The sequence below is a fragment of the Rhizobium sp. J15 genome, assembly GCF_002531825.1.
Taxonomy (GTDB): Bacteria; Pseudomonadota; Alphaproteobacteria; order Rhizobiales; family Rhizobiaceae; genus Rhizobium.
In genome coordinates this window covers 17,760-40,855 of the sequence record NZ_NWSX01000009.1, presented here as the reverse complement: position 1 = coordinate 40,855, position 23,096 = coordinate 17,760, and the positions used below count along the sequence as shown (strand labels likewise).

Sequence of the window (23,096 nt, the reverse complement as noted above, 5' to 3'; positions counted from 1 at the left end):
ACCGCTGATCAATAGGTTTTGGGTGGGCTGCCAGCCGTTTACACTAGTCTTTGCCCGGTAAACAACCGGTGAATTGCCTGTGCGTGATCGTCATCCCTGCTACATAGTATGGACTTGAGGCCGGGCAACTGGCAACATGGGCGAAGCAGTCAGTTCATGACATGGTAAAGAGGGCCAGAAGTGCCGGAAATACGCGAATACGAGCTTTTTGAGGTTCATGAGCCCGTGTCGCAGACCATTCCTTTCGTCTACAACTCCCCCCATAGCGGCCGCATTTATCCACCGGAATTCATCGCTCAGTCCAGGCTCGAAGGCATCGCGATCCGCCGTTCCGAGGATCATTATGTCGACGAGCTCTTCGGTTCGGCCGTCGCTCTTGGCGCGCCGCTTCTCGCCGCCAACTTTCCGCGCGCCTATCTCGACGTCAACCGCGAGCCTTACGAGCTCGATCCGCGCATGTTCGATGGGCTGCTGCCGCCCTATGCCAATGTCAATTCGCTGCGCGTCGCCGGCGGGCTCGGCACCATCCCGCGCATCGTCGCCGAGAACATGGAGATCTATGCGCGGCGGCTGCCGGTGCAGGAGGGGCTCGATCGGGTCGAGGCGGTCTACAAGCCTTACCATGCGGCGCTGCGCCGGCTGATCGCCCGCACCCATGTGCAGTTCGGCTTCGGCGTGCTGATCGACTGCCACTCGATGCCCGGCAATGTGCGGGTGGCCGGCTGCACCGGACGGCCCGATTTCATCATCGGCGATCGCTACGGCACCAGCGCTTCGGCCGAACTTTCGCGTGCGGCCATCGCCATCCTCGAGGAAATGGGTTTCGCGGCGATCCGCAACAAACCCTATGCCGGCGGCTTCATCACCGAACATTACGGCCGGCCGTCGCGCGGGCTGCATGCGCTGCAGATCGAGGTCAACCGGGCGATCTATGTCGACGAGGTGACGCTGGAGAAGCGCGACGATTTCGCCGCGGTGGCCGACGCCGTGACGGCCTTCATGCAGCAGATGGCGGACTACGTCGAAAAGTTCGCCGGCGACCGGGCGCTGGCGGCCGAGTAAGCGTCTTTCCCGATTTTGGCGATATTTGTGTGGCCTTCGTCTTCGCGGGCCAAAAAAGAACCGCGCTCGTGAGCGCGGCTAAGTCTAGGGAGGAAACACCCAAGGAGGGTATTTACAGTCAGAAGACTGTAATGACGACGCTACTATTGCATTGCACAAATGTCAAGCAATATATTGCGCTGCGATATCTTTGGGCAATTAGACTGAAATTGCCCGCCGCATTTGCATTCCCGCTGCTTTTCGCTATGAAAAGCGCCATTCCCGCCAGCAAAACGGTGCCATCATGCTTCCTGACCGCTCGTTCTTCAATCGTCTGGCGGAGGCCGCCAAGGCCGAAACACTGCCGCGTTTCCGCTCCGGCCTCGATGTCACTAACAAGCTTTCCTCCGGTTTCGATCCGGTGACGGAGGGAGACCGGGCGGCCGAACTCGCCATCCGGGCGCTGATCGAAGAAAGTTTTCCCGATCACGGCATTCTCGGCGAGGAGCACGGCAATATCGGGCTCGACCGCGACTATGTCTGGGTGATCGACCCGATCGACGGCACGCGCGCCTTCATCTCGGGCCTGCCTGTCTGGGGCACGCTGATCGGCCTGCAGAAACAAGGCCGGGCGGTCATGGGCATGATCGAACAGCCCTTTACCGGCGAACGTTATTTCGCCGACCAGAACGGCTCGATCTATATCGGTCCGGAAGGCGAGCGGCGTCTGGCGACGCGCCAGTGCGAGGCGCTTTCGAACGCCATCCTGTTCACCACCTCGCCGCATCTCTTCGCCGGCGAGGAGATGGAGAAATACCGGGAGATCGAAGGCCAGGTGCGGCTCTTCCGCTACGGCTGCGACTGCTATGCCTATGCGCTGCTTGCCGCCGGCCATATCGACCTCGTCGTCGAAAACGGCCTGAAGCCCTATGACGTCGGCGGCATCATTCCCGTTATCGAAGGCGCGGGCGGCATCATCACCACCTGGGACGGCGGGCGGCCGGAAAACGGCGGCTCGATCATCGCTGCCGGCAGCCGCGCGGTCTACGAGCAGGCGATCGCCATCCTGCAGCGCTGATTCCTACAGCGCGTCGCATCAAATTTGATTCATGCGACGCGCTGTAGCTCTTTGATTTGATGCATGTCGTTACGCCGGAACCGCCGCATACTTCCGGGCGACATGCATTAGCGCAGCAAAGCCGGTCCTCCTCATGTGCCGAGGGCGGCGACATCCTGGTTTTCTTCGGCATCGCTGCCGGGGATGAAGGCGTGGAAGGCGGCGAGCGCGGCGGCGCGATAGATATCCCGTTCCTGGAAGATCTCATGGCGGGCGCCGTTGATCGGCACCAGTTGCCCGGCGCGGAAGTAACGCGAAAGCCGCTCCTGCGCCGTATAGGGCACGACGCCATCGCGAGTCGGGGCGATGACGATGGTCGGGATGGTGATCGAGAAGAGATGGTTGGGCGAGGTGACCCGATCCATGGTGCGGAAGGCTTCGATCAGCCAGCGGGCGGTCGGCGGGCCGAGCGTCAGTTCCGGATGCGCCCTCATCATCGCGACATTGCGCTCGAAGCGGGTTTCGTCCGAGGTCAACGGGTTGTCGCGGAAATCCGCCTCCTTGAGCTTCGAGGTCAGCGGCAGAGAACCGAGACCGACGGCTGTCAGCGTGCCGGCAAGCTTGCGGATGACGCCCGGCGAGGCCGACTGGCCGGTCAGGCCGATGAAGGGGGCCGACAGGACCATGCGATCGATGCGGGTGGTGAGGTAGGGAGCGGCCGAGAGCGCGATCAGCCCGCCTGTGGAGTGGCCGAGCAGGTAGAAGGGCAAGCGGGTATCCGGCAGCACCACTTTTTCGAGGAAGATATGGAGATCCCGCTCGTAATCGGCGAAGCGCCTTATATGGCCGTGGTTGCGGCGCTTCAGCAGCCGCGACGAACCGCCCTGGCCGCGCAGGTCGAAGGTCGCGACCCAGAGGCCCTTGGCCGTGAAGTCGCGGATCGTCTCGAAATATTTTTCGATATATTCGTTGCGGCCGTGGATGATGACGACCGTGCCCTTGGCGACCCGGGCGCCGGAGCGGAAAACGGCGTAACGCAGCCGGTGACCGTCATGGGTTTCGAAGAACCCTTCCGTGCGGTTCTCCGGGGCGGGATTGTCGGGCGTCGAATAGAGAACCTGATCCATGACTTGCCAATGCGCCGCTGCTGACTGCTTCGCACTCAGGGATAGCGCATGGCACCCGGCTTGGAAAGCGGCGGTGTCCGGAAGCGCGCTCAGTGAAAAAGGGCCGGCAGGAGCGTGAGGGCGCTCGCGGCCGGCCCAAGTCAAGGCTGAAGAAGAAGGGACGATGCACTTCAGCCGCCGGGGCCAGTGTCACCCGACATCATCATTTCTAGGCAGGCCTGCCTGAACGCGTTCCGAACCGGCCGTTCATGCGCGGTTCACGGCCGATCGCGGCGATTTCGGAAAGGTCTTGAACTCCGCAAATCCCATCACCATCTCCTTCCTGCGGGTGCCAAAAGGGCCTGCGCAACCGTCCCGGAGCCGCCAAAGATGGGGTTTCAGGGACATTTTATCGCAACACGTCGCTTCCACAGGAGGACATCATGCGTCACGTAGACTTCTCTCCCCTTTATCGTTCGACGGTCGGTTTCGACCGGCTCTTCACCATGCTCGACAGCCTTGCCCAGCCGGAGCAGGCGCAGACCTATCCGCCCTACAATATCGAGCGCACCGGTGAAAACACCTATCGCATCACCATGGCAGTCGCCGGTTTCGACGAGACCGAGCTTTCGATCGAAGCCCATGCCCATGTGCTGTCCGTGAAGGGTGAAAAGAACGAGGAAGCCGCCGAAGGCGGCGAATTCCTCTATCGCGGCATCGCCAAGCGCGCCTTCGAGCGCCGCTTCCAGCTTGCCGATCATGTCGAGGTGACCGCCGCTTCGCTGAAGAACGGCCTGCTGCACATCGACCTTCTGCGCAACATTCCCGAGGCCATGAAGCCCCGCAAGATCGCGATTGCCGCAGAACCGGTCGAGGCTCCGAAGGCCATCGAGGCGCAGGTCATCAACGGCTAATCTTTGTCCCTCATGGGAAATGGACGGCGCTCCGATCGGGGCGCCGTTTTTGTTTCGGCTTATGCCGGGCTGGCGGCATCCTCGATCTGCTGTTCCGTCGCGCGGCGGGCCGCTGCGGCGGCGTATTTCTGGGCGATGACGGCGCAGGCCATGAGCTGGATCTGATGGAAGAGCATCAGCGGCAGAACGATCGCACCGATCGACTGGCCGGCGAAGATGACGTTCGCCATCGGCACGCCGCTCGCTAGGCTCTTCTTCGAGCCGCAGAAGGTGATGGTGATTTCATCGGCCTTGTTGAAACCCAGCCTGCGGCTGCCGAACATCGTCAAAAGAAGGACGAGCGCCAGGAGCAGGATGTCGGCGAGGATGACGACGGCAATGTCGGCGAGCGAGAAGGTGTGCCACAGCCCCTCGACCACGGCCGTTGAGAAGGCGAGATAGACGACCATCAGGATCGAGCCGCGGTCGACAGGCATCAGGATTTTCTTCTTGGCGCGGATCCAGTCGCCGATCCAGGGCTGCAGGATCTGGCCGACGATGAAGGGGGCGAGCAGTTGCAAGAGGATCTGCTGAAGCGCGTCGAAGGAGAAGCCGCCATGGCCGCCGACGGAAAAGAGCAGGCCGACGAGCAGCGGCGTCAGGAACATGCCGAAAATGTTGGAGGCCGAGGCCGAGCAGATGGCAGCAGGCACATTGCCGCCCGCCATCGAGGTGAAGGCGATCGACGACTGCACCGTCGAGGGCAGCACGCAGAGAAAGAGAATGCCGAGATAAAGCGGCTGAGGCAGGATGCTGTCGGGAATGAAGCCGAGCCCGAGGCCGAGCAGCGGGAAAATGCCGAAGGTCGTCAGCAGGATGACGAGATGCAGGCGCCAGTGCAGCAGGCCAGCAATGACGACGTCGCGCGAGAGGCGGGCGCCATGCAGGAAGAACAGCGCCGCGATGGCAAGATCGGTGGCGACGCCGAAATAAGCCGCAGAGCTGCCGCTCGCCGGGAACAGCGAGGCGAGGATGACGGTGCAGATGAGCAGGATCGTGAACGTATCGGGCAGAAAACGGCGCATGGCGGTCTCGCGGCAATAGATAGCCATTGTTCTGTCGCCCATTATGATCCAGGATGCAAGGAATAACAGTTATCGCGAAACTGGATTCCAATGCTCGACCTCTCGCAATTGCGCAGCTTCGTCGCCGTCGAACAGATGGGCAGTTTCACGCTTGCCGCGGAAAGGCTGGGCCTCGGGCAATCGACGGTCAGCCAGCATATCCAGCGGCTGGAAGCGACACTCGGGCGCAAGCTGCTCGCGCGCGATACGCATAGGGTGATGTTGACCGGTGACGGCGAGGCTCTGCTGTCGCATGCGCGCTCCATGCTCTCGATCGAGAGGCAGGTGCAGTCCCTGTTCAAGAGCAACAGCCTGCGCGGCAGCCTACGGCTCGGCGTGTCGGAAGATTTCGTCACCAGCCAGTTGCCGGCGGTGCTGGAGGATTTCGTTCGTTCGCATCCCTCGGTCGACCTGGAACTGACGGTGGCGCTCTCGGGTGTCCTCTATGAGATGCAGGACAATGGAGAGATCGACCTGGTGCTCGCCAAGCGCCGGCTCGGCGATGCGCGCGGAAAGCTCGTTTACCGCGAGCCGCTCGTGTGGCTGGCGCGCGATCCCGAACATGTTCTCGCCTCCGGCCTCCTGCCGTTGATCGCCTTTCCGCCGCCGAGCGTGACGCGGGCGATCGCGCTGGAGGCGCTCGGGCGAAACGGCGTGGCGTGGCGGATCGTCTGCACCTGCGGCAGTCTCAGCGGATTGACGGCGGCGGCGCGGGCCGGGATGGGTGTGCTGGTGCAGCCGCGCAGCATGGCGCCGTCAGGGCTGAAGGAGATCGCGGCGGGAAGATTGCCGGTGCTGGAGGACGTCGAATTCGTTCTGGTGCCGCGCAAGGGGGCGGACCAGGCGCTGGTCGCCGCACTGTCGGAAGATATTCTGCAAAAAGTGAGACGGCTGAAGTCGGCGTGAGTCATTGGCGTTACCGAAAGACTCGCCGGGAAGGTCAGCCTTTCCGGAGAACGATCAGGCGCTCAGGCACTTGAGGAAACCATCCACATCCGCTTCCGTCGTCGCGAAGCTGGTGACGAGCCGGATCAGGGTTTCGCTGGCGGAAACGAGTTCGGGCGTTGCCGCGGGCACCGGCCATTCATAGAATTTCGCGCCTCTTTCCTCGGCGGTTTTCGCGGCGCTTCTGCTGATGACGGCAAAGACTTCGTTGGAGGCGGTCGGCCAGGCAAGGCGGGCGGCATTGCTGGCGCCGATGCCGGCGCGCAAGCGGTCGGCCATGGCGTTCGAATGGCGGGCGAGATCGAGCCAGAGGCCGTTTTCGAAATAGGCGTCGAACTGGGCGGCGATGAAACGCGACTTGGAAAAGAGCTGGGCGGCGCGCTTGCGGATGAAGGGCATTTCCCTTGCCTGATCCGGGTTGAAGAAGACGATCGCTTCCGCGCACCAGCAGCCGTTCTTGGTGCCGCCGAAGGAGAGCATGTCGATGCCGCGTTTCCAGGTCATTTCGGCCGGCGTGGCGCCGAGCGCAATCAGCGCATTGGCAAAGCGGGCGCCGTCCATGTGGAGCGGCAGGTTGCGCTTTCTCGCTATGGCGGCGATTTCGCCGATCTCGGGCAGGGAATAGACCGTGCCGATCTCGGTTGCCTGGGTGATGGTGACCGCGCTGGCGCGTCCGTGACGAAGGGCGTCTTCGGGAAAGTTTGCGATTCTTGCGGAAAGCTTGGCCGGATCGATCTTGCCGGCTTCGCCGTCGACGGCGACGAGGCGGGCGGAGCCGGAAAAGAATTCCGGCGCGCCGCATTCATCTTCGATCACATGGGCTTCCGAATGGCAGAAGGTGATCCCGCCGGGGCGCTGGACGCTTGCCAGCGACAGGGAGTTGGCGGCCGTGCCGGTGGCGACGAAGAAAACGGAAACCTCACGTTCGAAGATCTCGCAGAAGCGGGCCTCGATCTTTCGGTCGAGATCGCCGGCGCCATAGGCCGGGGCAAAGCCGGCCGATTCCGCCAGCAGGCGTTCGGCAATGGATCGGTGGGCGCCGGCCCAATTATCGGAAGCAAAGAACATGGCGGAGACCGTGGGGAGTGGGACGGGTTGGAAGGTTTGCGGCGGAGATTACGCCAAAGCTTCACGGGATCAAGGCTATTGCCTATAATCCATCACGAAAATTGAACTGCGCAATCAATAAATAAAATGACTGGCGTTTGCGTAACTTTATTTCGTCATCGCGATCGATTTGGTAATCTTCCTTCGCAAAATGACGATTTTTGACGCGGCGCTCTTGCGGAGCCAAATGCTTTCTGGCATAGAACGGATGAATTAGGACAGTGTTGCTGTCCTATTTTGGCCCTTGCGGCCGAAGAGGCGCCGAAAGCCCTGGAACAAGCGGGCTTTCACGTTATAGTTCTTCCGAGCGTCAAGCCCCAGACTGGGCGGCGCGCGGAGGCGAATGGCAGGCGCGGAACGCGACGGTTTGCTTTCCTTTGAAGCAGATGTCTGCGGCGATCTTCACAATGCAACAGCGCTGTCATGCGCCGAACCTATTTTCAGGTTGCGGCGCGGGACGAAAAGCCGCCCGCGGCACCGTGGGCTTCGACAGGAGGAAAGATGATGACGAAGACGCCATCCATGGAATTTGACCGGTTTGCTGCTGCCGAGGCGCGCGCGACGGCCAATATGTCCAAATCCGCCTCCGGCCTGCCGAAGAAGCAGGGGCTTTACGATCCGTCCAACGAACATGACGCCTGCGGCGTCGGCTTCGTCGCGCATCTGAAGGGTGAGAAGTCGCACCAGATCGTCAAGGACGGCCTCTTCATTCTCGAGAACCTGACGCATCGCGGCGCCGTCGGCGCCGATCCGCTGATGGGCGACGGCGCCGGCATCCTGGTGCAGATTCCCGACCGGTTCTTCCGCGAGGAGATGGCCGCGCAGGGCATTACCCTGCCGCCGGCCGGCGAATATGGCGTCGGCCATATCTTCATGCCGCGCGACGAAAAGCAGATCGAGCACTTCAAGAAGGTGATCAAGGACGTCATCGTCGAGGAAGGCCAGGTCTTCATCGGCTTCCGCGACGTGCCCGTCGACAATTCCTCGCTCTCCAAGGCGCCTGATATCGCCGCGACCGAGCCGCATCACGTGCAGGTCTTCATCGGCGCCGGCGAGGATGCGGAAAACAACGACGAGTTCGAGCGCCGGCTGTTCACGCTGCGCAAGGTCATCTCCAACCGCATCTATGATGAGTTCGACGGCGAGGAGAGCAACTTCTACCCGGTATCGCTGTCGTCGGCGACCGTGGTCTACAAGGGCATGTTCCTGGCCTACCAAGTCGGCGCCTATTATACGGATCTGGCCGACCCGCGTTTCGAAAGCGCGGTGGCGCTCGTGCACCAGCGCTTCTCGACCAACACCTTCCCGTCGTGGAAGCTCGCGCATCCCTATCGCATGGTCGCCCATAACGGCGAGATCAACACACTGCGCGGCAACGTCAACTGGATGGCGGCGCGCCAGGCATCGGTTTCCTCGCCGCTGTTTGGCGAAGACATTTCCAAGCTCTGGCCGATCTCCTACGAGGGGCAGTCGGACACGGCCTGCTTCGACAATGCGCTGGAATTCCTGGTGCGCGGCGGCTATTCGCTGGCGCATGCGGTGATGATGCTGATCCCGGAAGCCTGGGCCGGCAACCAGTCGATGGCGGCCGAACGCAAGGCCTTCTACGAATATCACGCGGCATTGATGGAGCCATGGGACGGACCGGCGGCGGTCGCCTTCACCGACGGCCGGCAGATCGGTGCGACGCTCGACCGCAACGGCCTGCGGCCGGCGCGTTATCTCGTGACCGATGACGACCGCGTCATCATGGCATCCGAGGCCGGCGTTCTGCCGGTTCCGGAGGAGAAGATCATCCAGAAGTGGCGCCTGCAGCCGGGCAAGATGCTGCTGATCGACATGGAAGAAGGGCGCATCATCTCCGACGACGAGGTGAAGTCGAAGCTTGCGACGGCGCATCCCTACCGCAGCTGGCTCGACCGCACCCAGCTCATCCTCGAAGAGCTGAAGCCGGTGGAGCCGCGGGCGCTGCGTCGCGACGTGTCGCTGCTCGACCGTCAGCAGGCCTTCGGCTACACGACCGAGGACACCCGCATCCTGATGTCGCCGATGGCGACGACCGGGCAGGAGGCGATCGGCTCGATGGGCACGGATACGCCGATCTCGGCGATGTCGGAAAAGCCGAAGCTGCTCTATACCTATTTCAAGCAGAACTTCGCGCAGGTGACGAACCCGCCGATCGATCCGATCCGCGAAGAGCTCGTCATGAGCCTCGTCTCCTTCATCGGCCCGCGCCCGAACATTCTCGACCATGAAGGCATGGCGAACGCCAAGCGTCTCGAAGTGCGCCAGCCGATCCTGACCAACGGCGATCTCGAAAAGATCCGCTCGATCGGCCATACGGAAGACCGCTTCGACACCAAGACGCTCGATTTCACCTATGATATCGAGCGCGGTGCGGCCGGCATGCCTGAGATGCTCGACCGGCTCTGCGAGCGCGCGGAGGCGGCCGTCAAGGGCGGCTACAACATCATCGTGCTCTCCGACCGCCAGATTGGTCCCGACCGTATCGCCATTCCGGCGCTGCTGGCGACCGCTGCCGTGCACCATCACCTGATCCGCAAGGGGCTGCGCACCTCCGTCGGTCTCGTCGTCGAGACCGGGGAACCGCGCGAAGTTCATCATTTCTGCCTGCTCGCCGGCTACGGCGCCGAGGCGATCAACCCGTATCTCGCTTTCGACACGCTGCTCGACATGCATGCCAAGGGCGAGTTCCCGAAGGAAGTCGATGCCTCCGAAATCGTCTACCGCTACATCAAGGCGGTCGGCAAAGGCATCCTCAAGGTGATGTCGAAGATGGGCATCTCGACCTACCAGTCCTATTGCGGCGCGCAGATCTTCGATGCGATCGGCCTGTCGTCTGAACTGGTCGACAAGTATTTCTTCGGAACCGCGACGATGATCGAAGGCATCGGCCTCGAAGCGATCGCCGAGGAGACCGTTGCCCGCCACACCGCAGCCTTCGGCAAGGATCCGCTGCTGGCGACGACGCTCGATATCGGCGGCGAATATGCCTACCGCATGCGCGGCGAAAGCCATGCCTGGACGCCGGATGCGGTGGCCGCCCTTCAGCATGCCGTGCGCGGCAATGCCGAGGATCGCTACCGCGAATTCTCCGAGATGGTCAACAATTCGGCGCTGCGGATGAACACGATCCGCGGGCTCTTCAACATCAAGAGCGCCGAGGCGCTCGGCCGCAAGCCGGTGTCGATCGACGAGGTCGAGCCGGCCGCCGATATCGTCAAGCGTTTCTCGACCGGGGCGATGTCCTTCGGCTCGATCTCCAGAGAGGCGCATACGACGCTGGCGATCGCCATGAACCGGATCGGCGGCAAGTCGAACACCGGCGAAGGCGGCGAGGAATCCGATCGCTATATGCCGCTCTCGGATGGTTCGATGAACCCGGAACGTTCGGCGATCAAGCAGATCGCGTCGGGCCGCTTCGGCGTCACGACCGAATATCTGGTCAATGCCGACGTGCTGCAGATCAAGGTGGCGCAGGGCGCCAAGCCCGGCGAAGGCGGCCAGCTGCCGGGTCACAAGGTCGATGCGACCGTTGCCAAGACCCGCCACTCGACGCCGGGCGTCGGCCTGATTTCGCCGCCGCCGCACCACGACATCTATTCGATCGAGGATCTGGCGCAGCTGATCTACGATCTGAAGAACGTCAACCCGACCTCCGACGTCTCGGTCAAGCTCGTCTCCGAAGTCGGCGTCGGCACGGTTGCCGCCGGCGTCGCCAAGGCGCGCGCCGACCATATCACCGTCGCCGGCTTCGACGGCGGCACGGGCGCTTCGCCGCTGACCTCGCTCAAGCATGCCGGCAGCCCCTGGGAAATCGGCCTTGCCGAAACCCAGCAGACGCTGGTGCTGAACGGGCTGCGGTCGCGTGTCGCGCTGCAGGTGGACGGCGGTCTGAAGACCGGCCGTGACGTCATCATCGGCGCGCTGCTCGGCGCCGACGAGTTCGGCTTCGCCACCGCGCCGCTGATTGCCGCCGGCTGCATCATGATGCGCAAGTGCCATCTGAACACCTGTCCGGTCGGCGTGGCGACGCAGGATCCGGTGCTGCGCAAGCGCTTCAAGGGCACGCCGGAGCATGTCATCAACTACTTCTTCTTCGTCGCCAACGAAGTGCGCGAAATTCTCGCCTCGCTCGGCTTCACCCGGCTCGACGAGATCATCGGCGCATCGGAGCTGCTGGAGAAGGACGAGATGCTGGCGCACTGGAAGGCGAAGGGTCTCGACTTCAGCCGCATCTTCCACAAAGTCGATGCCGCCAAGCAGGAGACCTTCTGGACGAGCCGGCAGCAGCACCCGATCGACGATATTCTCGATCGCGCGCTGATTGAACAGGCTCAGCCGGCGCTGACCGCCAAGACGCCCGTCGCCTTCGAGGTCGGTATCAAGAACGTCGACCGTTCGGCGGGTGCGATGCTCTCCGGCGAGGTTGCCAAGCGTTACGGCCATCGCGGGCTGAAGGAAGACACGATCAATGTGACGCTTCGCGGCACGGCGGGACAGAGCTTCGGCGCCTTCCTGGCGCGCGGCGTCACCTTCAACCTGATCGGCGACGGCAACGACTATGTCGGCAAGGGGCTTTCGGGCGGCAAGATCATCATCCGGCCGCCGGAGAATTCCCGGATCGTCGCCGAGAACTCGATCATCGTCGGCAACACCGTGCTTTACGGCGCGACCGAGGGCGAATGCTATTTCCGCGGCGTGGCGGGCGAACGTTTCGCCGTCCGCAACTCGGGTGCGATCGCCATCGTGGAAGGCGTTGGTGACCATGGCTGCGAATACATGACCGGCGGTGTCGTCGTCGTGCTCGGCGCCACGGGCCGCAACTTCGCGGCCGGCATGTCCGGCGGTGTCGCTTACGTGCTCGATGAAACCGGCGATTTCGCCAGCCGCTGCAACATGGCGATGGTCGAGCTCGAGCCGGTGCCGGAAGAGGACGACATGCTGGAGAAGCTGCATCATCACGGCGGCGATCTCATGCACAAGGGGCGCGTCGACGTCTCGGGCGACATGACGCGCCATGACGAGGAGCGCCTCTACCAGCTGATCTCCAACCATCTGCACTATACGGGCTCCGCCCGCGCCAAGCAGATCCTCGACAACTGGGCCGACTACCGTCCGAAATTCCGCAAGGTCATGCCGGTCGAATACCGTCGTGCGCTCGAGGAAATGGAACGCAGCCGGATGGGCATCGCCGCGGAGTGATTTGCGCCGGACATCGGCCGCCTGCCGAGCGCAGATGGCCGATGTCGGAAACGTCTCGATGACCCGTGACGATCATGCCGGCGAAAGGCCGTCCAGATCGCGCGGATGTTTCAGGGGATATGTTCCAATGACGGTCAAGAGATGCAACCCGCCCGGGATACCGGGACTGACGACAGACAACTGGCCGCGGGTGAGGCGGTCATGAGGGTAAGGGACGAAGAAATGGGTAAGGTAACAGGATTTCTGGAAATCGACCGGCAGGTGGCGAAGTACCAGCCGGCGTCGGATCGCATCCGTCATTTCCGCGAGTTCACGATCCCGATGTCGGACCCGGAAGTGCAGAAACAGGCGGCGCGCTGCATGGACTGTGGCATCCCCTATTGTCACGGCCCCACCGGCTGCCCGGTTCACAACCAGATTCCCGACTGGAACGACCTCGTCTACAACAACAACTGGGAAGCAGCGATCCAGAACCTGCATTCGACCAACAACTTCCCGGAGTTCACCGGCCGCGTCTGCCCCGCGCCTTGCGAGGAAGCCTGCACGCTGAATCTCGAGGATGCGCCGGTCGCGATCAAGACGGTTGAACAGGCGATTGCCGACAAGGCCTATGAACTCGGCTTCATCCGGCCGCAGCCGGCCACCGTTCATACCGGCAAGAAGGTCGCCGTCATCGGCTCCGGTCCCGCCGGCATGGCGGCCGCTCAGCAGCTCGGCCGCGCCGGCCACGAGGTGCATGTCTACGAGCGCGAGACCAAGCCGGGCGGGTTGCTGCGCTACGGCATCCCCGATTTCAAGATGGAGAAGAACTTCATCGACCGCCGCGTCGAGCAGATGAAGGGCGAAGGCGTCACCTTCCATTGCGGCGTCAATGTCGGCGTCGACGTCAAGGTCGAGCAGCTGCTCGCCGATCACGACGCCGTTCTTTACTGCGGCGGCTCCGAGACGCCGCGCGAAGCAGGCATTCCGGGCACCGATCTTGCCGGCGTGCATGATGCGATGCCTTATCTCGTGCAGCAGAACCGCCGCGTCGGACGTGAGAACATCGACAGCGTCGGCTGGCCGTCGGATCCGATCCTTGCCGGCGCCAAGCATGTCGTCGTCGTCGGCGGCGGCGATACGGCTTCGGACTGCGTCGGCACGGCCTTCCGCCAGGGCGCCGTCAAAGTCACCCAGCTCGACATCCGGCCGCAGCCGCCGGAAAAGGAAGATAAGCTTGCCGTCTGGCCCTTCTGGGCAACCAAAATGCGCACCTCCTCCTCGCAGGCCGAGGGCGCGGTGCGCGAATTCCAGGTGGCGACGCTTGAATTCGTCGGCGAAGACGGCGTGCTGACGGGCGTCAAGTGCTGCGAGGTCGACGAGCGCCGGCGGCCGGTCGCAGGCACGGAATTCGTTATCCGCGCCGATCTGGCCTTCATCGCCATCGGTTTCCGCGGCCCGTTCACAACAAGCGTGCTGAAGGAGCTCGAAGGCAAGCTGACGCTCAACACCGACAGGCGCGGCTCGACCAATGTCGTCGCCAATGATCGCGACTACAAGACCTCGGTCGACAAGTTCTGGACGGCGGGCGACGTGCGCCGCGGCCAGTCACTGGTGGTCTGGGCGATCCGCGAAGGCCGCCAGGCTGCTCGCGCCATCGACGAGGCCTTGATGGGCTCGACCGTGCTGCCGCAGTGACCGCAAGCTCATACAGCTCGGGACGATACGAACTCCGCCTTCACCGGCGGAGTTTTTTTATGGAGTCGCGCCCGGCCAGGGCGCTTTATTGCCGGTGCGACCGCTTGACGCGCCGGTCTCCCGCGCAAGCCTCGAGCAATGCCGGGGCGTGAAGCTTGCGCCGGACGCGGGCTCAGCAGGAGCCGGCGGCGACCGGAGCGGAGGTGCCCCGCCGTTTCGGCCAAGGCATTTCACCATCGGCCGCGGCACTGGGGATATTGACCGCCGCGAATGATCGACAAGGATTTTTCAAATGGTTTCCGCAGTTGACAGCACACGGCTGGTTTCGGCCCAATATGCCCTGAAGAACCTCCGCAATTCCGACGATAGCGAGCAGGATGCGCAAAGTTCGTCGGCGGCCAGTATCCTGAGCAGCTACGGGCTCGATTCGAGCTCGGCATCACTTCTTTCCAACCAGGCCCTGTCAGGGCTGCTCGACACGCTTTCATCCCAGAGCGACACGACTGACGAGACCGATGCGACGGGTGAGAGCGCGGATATCACCAGCGCCTCCTTCATGTCGATGCTGAAGCAGCAGCTGCAGGATGCGGCCGCGGCCGAAGGCGAGAGCGGCAAGGCTCACGACATGCTGGCGGCGCTGGAGGCAGGCACGCTGACCATCTCCGATCCGACGCAGGGCGTGTCGGTCACCGCCTGGGACGTCGACGATCCCGATGAGGCGGATACCGAAAGCAAGGCCGGCGAGGCGATCGACGTCAGCGGCTGGAGCGACTTCCTCAATGCACATCTGGAGCGTGGCTCCGACGGCGCCTTCGTCAAGGAAAACGGCAGCTATGTCGACCAGACGAATGACGGCAATGCCTTCTTCGGCCTGATCGGTTCGAACTACTATTATCTGAGCTGGCCGCGGGCGGCGGCGAAGTAACGGGAATGAAGGCTATCATCAGAGGATGATGTGGTCCGAAAACCGCGGACGCTTTTCGGCATCATGCTCGTGCGGCCTTTCTCATTTCACCGAGACTTCGGCCGGCGTCTTGGCCGCCGGCATGCGGTAGTCGTCGACGCGCCCGACGGGCGCCGGCGTCATCTCGCCCTGCTCGACGAGGAGATCGCGCGGCGATTTCGTCAGCGTCACCGGCGGCGGCCTTGCGCCGAGAAGCTCGGTGCCGCCGTCGAGATTGGGGTCGGAGAGGCTGATCGGCACGGTATGCTCGACCGGGTTGGTGGGAAGGCCGAGACCGGGCAGGGCGCTTTCGTCCAGCCGCACCAGATCCGGGCTTGCCTGGGTGCCGAGAATGCGGCGGGCAGGCTTTTCCACATAGAAGGCAATCTTGCGGCGGCCGGCCTGCGTGAGGTTGATGCCGTCGGACGTGCGCAGGCGCACCTGCTGGCCGTTCACATCCGAACCGGTGACAATGAAGTTGCCGTTTTCGTCGACGAAGCCATCCCAGATATCGACGAATTCGCCGCCGATGCTTTCCACCTGATTGCGGTAGAGCTGGTTCATCTGTACGGCATCGGCCGTCATCTGATCGGATTCGAAGGCGGGAAGCCCGACCCAAAGCAAGGGGATCTTGCGTTCGGTGACCTCCTTGCCGAAGGAAAGGACGCGGCGGCGATATTCGGTGAACCAGCCGTCGGTGCGGAATTTTTCCTTGGCGGTGTCGGTCACCATCTGCTGTCGGTCGTTGGCGCCGATCATGACGACAACCATTGCCGGCTTCAGCTCATCGATCATCTTCGGCAGCTGTTCCGGCCAGTCGTAATAATCGTCGCGGACGAGACCCGAGGAGACGTTGCCGCGGGCTTCGACGATGACGCCGGGCGAAGTCTCGAAGGCGGCGGTGAGGCCGTCACCGAGGCCGCTGGCAAGGAAATCGCCGACGATCAGGATCTTCTTGGCGTCGCCGAGCTTCTGAACGACCGGCTCTTCCTGCACGGGCGGCCGCACAGGCGGCGCGGTGCGGGTATTGACCACGGCTTTCTGCGCCGGCGGGCGTTTGCGCTGCTGCTGGCGTCTCGGCTGCGGGACGTCAGGTGCCTGCGGACTTTCGTCGAGATAGCGCCGGCCGAGGAAGAAATCGAGGATCGACCGGCGCTGGTAGCGCTGCTCCTGGGCTTCCGCGACATGCACCGGCGCTACCGCGCCGAGGCACAGCGAAACCGCCGTCAGGGCGAGCGTGAGCCAGCGGATTTTACGGGTCCGGTCGGTTTTCTTCATCATGGGCAGTTCCGCATCTGCCGGCATCTTGCACGCAGGGTAGGCCAGCGTCCACTCCCGCTTATTACTTAGGGCACGGTTCGGCCGCTTCTAGCGGCGAAGGGCGTTCAGAAGCGGTAGCGAGGGCTCGCCGTCCGGCTGCATGCCGATCCGCTCCTGCACGGCTGAAATCGCCGCTTTCGAACCCGAACCGAAATTGCCGTCGACCTCGCCATTGTAATAGCCGAGCGTTTTCAGGCGGGTCTGCAGCTCGAATTTCTCGGTGATGTCGAGGGCGCCGTCCGGACGCGGCCAGCGCTGCTGCATGCCGCCGTATCCGGCGATCTGATCGGCCAGCAGGCCGACGGCGAGCGCATAGCTGTCCGATGCATTGTAGTTCTTGATGGTGAAGAAGTTGGCGGTCATCAGGAAGCCCGGGCCGCTGGGCCCGGCCGGCATCTTTAGCACCGCCTTTGTGCCGCCTTCGCGGAAGGCCTTGCCGTTCGGACGCTTCAGGCCGAGCTCCGCCCATTGGGCAAGCGTATGGGTCTTGCCGGCCTGCTTGGCGGCGGCCGCGGGAACGACGACCTCGTAGCCCCAGGTCTTGCCGGTATCCCAGCCGTTCTTCATCAGGAGGTTAGCCGAGGTCGCCAGCGCGTCCGGCACAGAATTCCAGATGTCGCGATGACCGTTGCCGTCGGCATCGACGGCATAAAGCAGGTAGCTCGTCGGGATGAACTGGGTGTGGCCCATGGCGCCGGCCCAGGAGCCGGTCATCTCACGCGCCGGCACATCGCCGCTCTGCAGGATCTTCAGCGCGGCGACCAGCTGCTTCTTGGCGAATTTGGCGCGGCGCGGATCGGCATAGGCGAGCGTTGCCAGGGCGCGCGGCACGTAATGCAGTCGGTCGTCCTTGTCGAGGATCGCGCCGTAGTTCGATTCCATCGACCAGATGGCGAGCAGGATGCTCTTGTCGACGCCGAAGCGCTGCTGGATCGCATTGAGCGTGCGCGCGTGCTTGGCGGCCATCTCGCGGCCGATCTTGACGGTATAGGGATTGACGCGGGAATCGACGTAATCCCAGATTTTCGAGGTGAATTCCGGCTGATAGGCCGCCTTTTCGAGCACGGTGGGATCGGGCTCGGTGACCCCAGAAAAGGCCTTTTGATAGGTTGCCTTACTGATGCCACTCTGAGCGGCTGTTTGGTAAAAATCCGCGATCCATTTCTGGAACCGGGAATCAGCTTTCGCGTTGTCGGGGACCAGCCCAACCTGGGCGGCGACAATAAGAGCGAGAGCAAGACCACGAAGGGAGTTTTTGTGATTCTGGGTCATCGACAGTCGTATCCCACATCTTCAGTTTCAGGCGTAGCAGGGCGTCATGTCCGCCCAGACCCGAGACTACAGGAACGGAGTCAACAAAATCTTTACCATGACCGCCCGCTCAGGTCACCAGTTGCAAAACAGTTGCAATTCTATACTAGTCAGACGTGAACGGCTTTATTTACAAGGCGATTTAGTCAAAGCAGGAGGCCTGTGTGGCGCATCACAATAAAGTTCGTAAGGCAGTTTTTCCGGTAGCAGGTTTGGGGACGCGGTTCCTGCCGGCAACGAAGGCTGTTCCGAAGGAAATGTTGACCGTCGTCGACAAGCCGATCATTCAATATGTCGTCGATGAGGCGATCGAGGCCGGGATCGAGCATCTGGTTTTCGTCACCGGGCGCAACAAGCACGTCATCGAAGATTATTTCGACATCCATTTCGAACTTGAGCAGACGCTCAAGGAGCGCGCCAAGAAGGCGGAAATCACCCTCCTGCAGCAACAGCTTCCCAAGGCAGGCACGGTGAGCTTTACCCGTCAGCAGGAGCCGCTCGGCCTCGGCCACGCCGTATGGTGCGCGCGCGAAATCGTCGGCGACGAGCCCTTCGCACTGCTGCTGCCCGACATGATCATGAAGGGCGAAAAGGGCTGCATGAAGGGCATGATCGACCTTTATGGCCAGAGCGGCGGCAATATCATCGCCGTCGAGGAATGCGCGCCCGACCAGGCGCATAAATACGGCATCGTCGGCGTCGGCGAAGCGATCGGCGACGGTTTCCGCATCACCGGCATGGTGGAGAAGCCCGCCAAGGGAACGGCGCCTTCCAACTTCTTCATCAACGGCCGCTACATCCTGCAGCCCGAGATCTTCAAGATCCTCGAAACCCAGGAGCGCGGCGCCGGCAACGAGATCCAGCTCACCGACGGCATGCTGAAGCTCTTGAAGGAGCAGGATTTCGCCGGTTACCACTTCCGCGGCACGACCTATGACTGCGGCGCCAAGGATGGCTTCATCCTGGCAAACGTCGCCTACGCCTTGGAACGCGCCGATATTCGTCCGACCGTCGAAGGCGGCTTCAAGGAGTTGCTGGCCGGCCTGAAGTAAGCGTTCCGCTCAGCGCATCAATGACAGAACGCCGCGCGCCCGACCGGGTGCGCGGCGTTTCGATTTTTGGAAAGCATGGAAGCGTTAGCGTTTCAGCTTGAGGCCGACGCCGGCGCGCCATTGCTGGGAATCGTCGCCTTCCTTGCGGGTGGTCAGCTCGTAACCCAGGGTGCTGGTGAGATCGAGGTAGCGGTTGATGTTCCAGGTCAGGCCGGTCGCCGCGGTGTAGACGAGTTCGTCGTTGATGGTGCTGTCGGTGGGATAGTCGCGCCATATGACGCCGCCGATCATCGTGCCGACCAGATTGTCGCGCAGCTGGTGGGTGACCGTCGTCGTCAGCGCGTGCGAGACGTAGCCGCTCTCGCCCGGCGTGGTCGTCGGCTGGATGCTCGTCTGCAGGTCGAGATTGACATCGGTGCCGCGGATCGGCGACCAGAGCAGGCTTGCATCGAGCGTGGCGGTGTCGATCGAAGACAGCCGGCTATCTTCGAAATCCGCCCTCTCGTAGCCGATGCCGACCTCACCCTTCAGCTTTTCGCCGAGATCGACCTCGACGCCGGCCTTGGCGCCGTAGCTATGGCCCGAACGCTCGTAACCGGCGGAATCGCGCATTTCGTCATAGAGGGTCCGGCCGATCGTAGCCTCGATGAAGGGAATGAGCGCTGGCGACAGCTCATAGCCGACGCGGCCGCGCAACGTGCCCGCCGTCTGGTTGCGGTCGCTCAAGGTCACGGTCGTGCCGTTTGCCAGCGTGGCGTCGGAATAGATCGAGCGGGTGAGCGCCAGCGCCGTCGTGCCGCGCAGGATGCCGAAATCCCGCTGGACGGAGGCCCCGGCGGTAAACTCCTGCACGTCGGATTGCTGCGTGGCATCGGCGATGGCGTCGGGATCGTCGGTGTCCTCGCGGTAGAAATTGTAACCGGCGGTGAGGTGCGCGACCGTATCGTCGGGAAGATCCAGCCGGAGGTCGCCATTGACCTTGAAGGAGGGCTGCTCCTCGCCTTCGCCGCTGATATTCTGCTGCCAGGCGCCTTCCGAGGTGACGGTCAGCTGATGCCGGCCCCAGTCGGAGGTGAGCGTCGCGGCCGCATCGGTTTCGAGGAAAGCGCGCCGCTGGCGGGTGTTGCCGTCCTTGGTGGTCTCGGTGTTGATGCTCTGCGTCACGGTCGGGCGGAGCACGAAAGTGCCGATCGGGATGCCCGGCGTTTCCGCCGTCGAGGCGCTTTCGGCAGCCTTGCGGCGCGGCTGCGTTTCATCGACCGCTGGTTCGCGGGTGTTCAGCCGGCGTATGTCCTCATCGAGGATGGAGCCGGTGATATCGTCGCCGGATTGCGCATCCGGTATGGCGGGCCTTTGCTGGGCTTCATCCGTATTTCCAGCCGCGCCGGCTGCCGCCGGAGTGGCGGAAACGTCGGTTTGGTCATCGAAGCCAGCGGCGGCATTCGTGGTGCTGCCCTGGGCGGCGGAACGGCTGTCTGCGGTGTTTGCCTGAACTTGTGTAGCCGACTGCGCGAAGGCCGCCGTCTGGCCGAGAAGCAGGCTGCCGAACGCAGTCAAGCAGACGACACGGCTCATGGCGCGGAGCGGCGTCACACTGCTCGTCTGTTTTGGCTGGCCCATGCAATTCGCGCCTGACATGCTTTCGGTTCTTACCCAAAGGTAAAGCCTTGTGGTTAATCATTCGTTGCCGGGGCCAAGCGTTGTTCACATTCGGAAATATCCCAGGGTGGACTCGGAAAGTGAAAAGGTCTAACGCATCTGCATGAACAGAAGAGCGGTCAAACTCGTCGAAAACAGCGTGCTCGAATCGGCAAAACGCACGATAGAGACCGAAAAACGCGGTCTTGAAGCACTCGAACAGGCTTTCGACAACGGATTGGCCGGCCCCTTTACGCGGGCCATCGAAGTCATCGGGGACATCTCCGGACGCGTGATCGTCACTGGCGTCGGCAAAAGCGGGCATATCGGCGCGAAGATGGCGGCGACATTTGCTTCGACCGGGACACCTGCCTTCTTCGTGCATGCGGCCGAAGCCAATCACGGCGACCTCGGCATGATCGCGCGCGACGACGTCGTGCTGGCGATTTCCAAGGGCGGCGAGAGCGCCGAGCTCAAGAGCATCATCTCCTTCACGCGGCGCTTCTCCATTCCGCTGATCGCGCTCACCTGCGGCGAGCGCTCTTCGCTCGCGACGGCTGCCGACATCGTGCTTCTGGTGCCGAACGAACAGGAAGCCTGCCCGAACGGTCTGGCGCCGACGACTTCGACGCTGATGCAGCTTGCTCTCGGCGATGCTCTGGCAGTGGCGCTCCTGGAGGCGCGGGGCTTTACCGCCACCGATTTCCACGTCTTCCATCCGGGCGGCAAACTCGGCGCGAGCCTCACCCATGTCGCCGATATCATGCATACCGGCGAGCGGCTGCCGCTTGTCGCCAAGGGCACGCCGATGCCGGAGGCGATCACGGTGCTGTCGCGCAAGCACTTCGGCTGCGTCGGCGTGCTCGACGAGGATGGCCGGCTCTGCGGCATCGTCACCGACGGCGACATGTCACGCAATCTGACTCGCAACCTTGCCGAACTCGCCGTCGACGACGTCATGACGAAGACGCCGAAGACGGTGAAGCCGACGATGCTGGCGACCGCGGCGCTCGCACTGCTCAACCAGCATCATATCGGCGCGCTGATCGTCATCGATGACGACGGCCGACCGATCGGGCTGGTGCATTTCCACGACCTGCTGCGGATCGGCGTCGCCTGATCAGAATTGTTGGGTCAGATCGGCTCGACCCTGAGGTCGCGGCCGTTGCTCGAGACCACCTTGACCTGCGTTCCCACGGGAAGATCGGGTCCCATCACCTGCCATAGCGTATCGTCGAGACGGATGCGGCCGCGGCCCTCGCGGATCGGTTCCTGCAATGTCGCCGTCCGGCCGACGAGACTCGCGCCGCGCTGATTGAGGAAGGGCTCGTCGGTGGCGGCATGGCGCAGCACCAGCCGCCGGCCGGCAAAGGTCGTGGCGACGGCCAGCAGCGCAAAAAGGATCGCCTGCAGCTCCCAGACCCAGAAGGCGCTGTCCCAGAAAAGCAGCGACAGCGCGCCGACGATCAGGGCGGCAAGGCCGATCCAGACCAGGAAGAAGCCGGGCACCATCATCTCGGCGGCAAGCAGCACGAGGCCTGCCACCCACCAACTCCAGGGCCCGAGTTCGGCGATGATCTTCGCCAGCATGGCCTATCGCTCCTGATCGGGGGTGAAGGGGTTGGGGATCGGCGGATTGATCGACGGTGTCGAACGGGCGGGTGCAGGGCGCGGGCGCGGCGAGGGAGGCGGCGGCGGATTGCCGGCATCGCCGAAGACTTCGCGGGCAATGGCGCTGATGCCGCCGAGCGAGCTCAGGATGGAAGAGGCTTCCATCGGCATCAGCACGATCTTGGAATTGGGCGCGGAACCGACCGAGGCGAGCGCTTCGGTGTATTTCTGGGCGACGAAATAGTTGATCGCCTGGACGTCGCCGGCGGCAATCGCTTCGGAGACCATTCTCGTCGCCTTGGCTTCGGCTTCGGCCAGGCGCTCGCGGGCTTCGGCATTGCGGAAGGCGGCTTCGCGCTGGCCTTCGGCCTGCAGGATGGCGGATTGCTTGGCGCCCTCGGCCCTGAGGATCTGCGCATTGCGCGAACCTTCGGCTTCCAGCACTTGGGCGCGCTTCTCGCGCTCGGCCTTCATCTGCCGGGCCATGGCGTCGACCAGGTCGCGTGGCGGCTGGATGTCCTTGATCTCGACGCGGGTGACCTTGATGCCCCAGGGCTGCACCGCCTCGTCGACGACGCGCAGCAGCCGGTCGTTGATCGCATCGCGGTTCGAAAGCAGTTCGTCGAGATCCATCGAGCCCATGACCGAGCGGATATTGGTCATGGTGAGATTGAGGATGGCGTTTTCGAGGTGAGAGACCTGATAGGCGGCCTGGGCTGCGTTCAGCACCTGAAAGAAGGCGACGGCATCGGCCGAGACCGAGGCATTGTCCTTGGTGATCACTTCCTGGGTGGGCACGTTCAGCACCTGCTCCATCACGTTCATCCGCGCGCCGACGCGCTCGATGAAGGGGGTGATGAGGTTGAGGCCCGGCTCCAGCGTGCGGGTATAACGCCCGAAGCGCTCGATCGTGTAGCGATAGCCCTGCGGCACGGTCTTGATCCCGGCAAAAAGCACCAGGATGACGAAGATGACCAGCACGATCACGACGATGTCGAAGCCGCCGAACAGCATGAAAAATTCCTCCCATCGGCGCATGCGCCCG

The 23,096-nt window shown here is 63.0% G+C and carries 17 protein-coding genes; 9 read left to right on the top strand and 8 right to left on the bottom strand.

The genetic code is table 11. The features are described 5' to 3' along the window. Positions 1 to 180: 180 nt before the first annotated feature. Entirely contained in the window at positions 181 to 1,062 is an 882-nt protein-coding gene (locus CO670_RS10565) for an N-formylglutamate amidohydrolase (RefSeq protein WP_097590188.1), read from the top strand. 283 nt (positions 1,063 to 1,345) lie between these two features. Further along, positions 1,346 to 2,119 (top strand): histidinol-phosphatase, encoded by a 774-nt coding sequence (hisN, locus tag CO670_RS10560; protein ID WP_097590187.1) that lies wholly within the window; start codon positions 1,346 to 1,348, stop codon positions 2,117 to 2,119. A gap of 131 nt (positions 2,120 to 2,250) precedes the next feature. Here hisN and CO670_RS10555 read toward each other — a convergent pair whose 3' ends face one another. Further along, positions 2,251 to 3,225 carry an alpha/beta hydrolase gene (locus CO670_RS10555; protein ID WP_097590186.1) on the bottom strand — a complete coding sequence of 325 codons (975 nt, stop codon included), beginning with the start codon at positions 3,223 to 3,225 and terminating at the stop codon, positions 2,251 to 2,253. A 422-nt stretch (positions 3,226 to 3,647) separates the two neighbouring features. Here CO670_RS10555 and CO670_RS10550 point away from each other — a divergent pair, with 422 nt between their 5' ends. After that, positions 3,648 to 4,118 (top strand): Hsp20 family protein, encoded by a 471-nt coding sequence (locus tag CO670_RS10550; protein ID WP_097590185.1) that lies wholly within the window; start codon positions 3,648 to 3,650, stop codon positions 4,116 to 4,118. A gap of 59 nt (positions 4,119 to 4,177) precedes the next feature. Here CO670_RS10550 and CO670_RS10545 read toward each other — a convergent pair whose 3' ends face one another. Further along, on the bottom strand, positions 4,178 to 5,224 hold the full coding sequence (locus CO670_RS10545) for a bile acid:sodium symporter family protein (RefSeq protein WP_097590184.1): 1,047 nt from the start codon (positions 5,222 to 5,224) through the stop codon (positions 4,178 to 4,180). A gap of 48 nt (positions 5,225 to 5,272) precedes the next feature. Between CO670_RS10545 and CO670_RS10540 the strand changes: the two genes are divergently transcribed. Further along, positions 5,273 to 6,127: a LysR family transcriptional regulator gene (locus CO670_RS10540; RefSeq protein ID WP_097590183.1), complete on the top strand. Its 855-nt coding sequence runs from the start codon at positions 5,273 to 5,275 to the stop codon at positions 6,125 to 6,127. Between the two features lie 54 nt (positions 6,128 to 6,181). Here CO670_RS10540 and CO670_RS10535 read toward each other — a convergent pair whose 3' ends face one another. Further along, a complete protein-coding gene (locus CO670_RS10535; RefSeq protein WP_097590182.1) occupies positions 6,182 to 7,234 on the bottom strand; it encodes a low specificity L-threonine aldolase in 1,053 nt (350 codons plus the stop codon). Between the two features lie 540 nt (positions 7,235 to 7,774). Here CO670_RS10535 and gltB point away from each other — a divergent pair. The 3 genes from gltB to CO670_RS10520 all read left to right on the top strand — a co-directional run bounded on the left by gltB (position 7,775) and on the right by CO670_RS10520 (position 15,101). Continuing rightward, complete coding sequence (gene gltB, locus CO670_RS10530; RefSeq protein ID WP_176538913.1) at positions 7,775 to 12,499, top strand: glutamate synthase large subunit; 4,725 nt, start codon at positions 7,775 to 7,777, stop codon at positions 12,497 to 12,499. Positions 12,500 to 12,721: 222 nt separating this feature from the next. Continuing rightward, entirely contained in the window at positions 12,722 to 14,176 is a 1,455-nt protein-coding gene (locus CO670_RS10525) for a glutamate synthase subunit beta (RefSeq protein ID WP_097590181.1), read from the top strand. A gap of 292 nt (positions 14,177 to 14,468) precedes the next feature. Further along, a complete protein-coding gene (locus CO670_RS10520; protein WP_097590180.1) occupies positions 14,469 to 15,101 on the top strand; it encodes a hypothetical protein in 633 nt (210 codons plus the stop codon). A gap of 81 nt (positions 15,102 to 15,182) precedes the next feature. Here the strand turns inward: CO670_RS10520 and CO670_RS10515 are convergent, their stop codons facing one another. Together CO670_RS10515 and CO670_RS10510 are read right to left on the bottom strand one after the other, a co-directional pair. Next, positions 15,183 to 16,424, bottom strand: coding sequence for a DUF459 domain-containing protein (locus CO670_RS10515; protein WP_097590179.1), 1,242 nt, complete (start codon positions 16,422 to 16,424; stop codon positions 15,183 to 15,185). Positions 16,425 to 16,487: 63 nt separating this feature from the next. Further along, the gene (locus CO670_RS10510; RefSeq protein WP_097590178.1) at positions 16,488 to 17,711 is read right to left on the bottom strand and encodes a lytic murein transglycosylase; all 1,224 of its coding nucleotides are present in this window, start codon (positions 17,709 to 17,711) and stop codon (positions 16,488 to 16,490) included. A 203-nt stretch (positions 17,712 to 17,914) separates the two neighbouring features. On the opposite strand from CO670_RS10510, the gene galU reads away from it, so the two are divergent. Then, a complete protein-coding gene (galU, locus tag CO670_RS10505; protein ID WP_097590177.1) occupies positions 17,915 to 18,802 on the top strand; it encodes a UTP--glucose-1-phosphate uridylyltransferase GalU in 888 nt (295 codons plus the stop codon). Between the two features lie 84 nt (positions 18,803 to 18,886). Here the strand turns inward: galU and CO670_RS10500 are convergent, their stop codons facing one another. After that, the gene (locus CO670_RS10500) at positions 18,887 to 20,422 is read right to left on the bottom strand and encodes an outer membrane beta-barrel protein (protein WP_097590176.1); all 1,536 of its coding nucleotides are present in this window, start codon (positions 20,420 to 20,422) and stop codon (positions 18,887 to 18,889) included. 142 nt (positions 20,423 to 20,564) lie between these two features. Here CO670_RS10500 and CO670_RS10495 point away from each other — a divergent pair, with 142 nt between their 5' ends. Next, positions 20,565 to 21,560 carry a KpsF/GutQ family sugar-phosphate isomerase gene (locus CO670_RS10495; RefSeq protein ID WP_088686398.1) on the top strand — a complete coding sequence of 332 codons (996 nt, stop codon included), beginning with the start codon at positions 20,565 to 20,567 and terminating at the stop codon, positions 21,558 to 21,560. Between the two features lie 14 nt (positions 21,561 to 21,574). Here CO670_RS10495 and CO670_RS10490 read toward each other — a convergent pair whose 3' ends face one another. Both CO670_RS10490 and CO670_RS10485 read right to left on the bottom strand, forming a co-directional pair. Beyond that, positions 21,575 to 22,030 (bottom strand): NfeD family protein, encoded by a 456-nt coding sequence (locus CO670_RS10490; protein ID WP_097590175.1) that lies wholly within the window; start codon positions 22,028 to 22,030, stop codon positions 21,575 to 21,577. 3 nt (positions 22,031 to 22,033) lie between these two features. Further along, complete coding sequence (locus CO670_RS10485) at positions 22,034 to 23,065, bottom strand: SPFH domain-containing protein (RefSeq protein ID WP_097590174.1); 1,032 nt, start codon at positions 23,063 to 23,065, stop codon at positions 22,034 to 22,036. Positions 23,066 to 23,096 lie beyond the last annotated feature (31 nt).

Coding starts and splice junctions, on each gene's coding strand:
- hisN (WP_097590187.1), top strand. CDS start 1,346: ATGCTTCCTGACCGCTCGTTCTTCAATCGTCTGGCGGAGGCCGCCAAG.
- CO670_RS10555 (WP_097590186.1), bottom strand. CDS start 3,225: ATGGATCAGGTTCTCTATTCGACGCCCGACAATCCCGCCCCGGAGAAC.
- CO670_RS10550 (WP_097590185.1), top strand. CDS start 3,648: ATGCGTCACGTAGACTTCTCTCCCCTTTATCGTTCGACGGTCGGTTTC.
- CO670_RS10545 (WP_097590184.1), bottom strand. CDS start 5,224: ATGGGCGACAGAACAATGGCTATCTATTGCCGCGAGACCGCCATGCGC.
- CO670_RS10540 (WP_097590183.1), top strand. CDS start 5,273: ATGCTCGACCTCTCGCAATTGCGCAGCTTCGTCGCCGTCGAACAGATG.
- CO670_RS10535 (WP_097590182.1), bottom strand. CDS start 7,234: ATGTTCTTTGCTTCCGATAATTGGGCCGGCGCCCACCGATCCATTGCC.
- gltB (WP_176538913.1), top strand. CDS start 7,775: ATGATGACGAAGACGCCATCCATGGAATTTGACCGGTTTGCTGCTGCC.
- CO670_RS10525 (WP_097590181.1), top strand. CDS start 12,722: ATGGGTAAGGTAACAGGATTTCTGGAAATCGACCGGCAGGTGGCGAAG.
- CO670_RS10520 (WP_097590180.1), top strand. CDS start 14,469: ATGGTTTCCGCAGTTGACAGCACACGGCTGGTTTCGGCCCAATATGCC.
- CO670_RS10515 (WP_097590179.1), bottom strand. CDS start 16,424: ATGCCGGCAGATGCGGAACTGCCCATGATGAAGAAAACCGACCGGACC.
- CO670_RS10510 (WP_097590178.1), bottom strand. CDS start 17,711: ATGACCCAGAATCACAAAAACTCCCTTCGTGGTCTTGCTCTCGCTCTT.
- CO670_RS10500 (WP_097590176.1), bottom strand. CDS start 20,422: ATGGGCCAGCCAAAACAGACGAGCAGTGTGACGCCGCTCCGCGCCATG.
- CO670_RS10495 (WP_088686398.1), top strand. CDS start 20,565: ATGAACAGAAGAGCGGTCAAACTCGTCGAAAACAGCGTGCTCGAATCG.
- CO670_RS10490 (WP_097590175.1), bottom strand. CDS start 22,030: ATGCTGGCGAAGATCATCGCCGAACTCGGGCCCTGGAGTTGGTGGGTG.
- CO670_RS10485 (WP_097590174.1), bottom strand. CDS start 23,065: ATGCTGTTCGGCGGCTTCGACATCGTCGTGATCGTGCTGGTCATCTTC.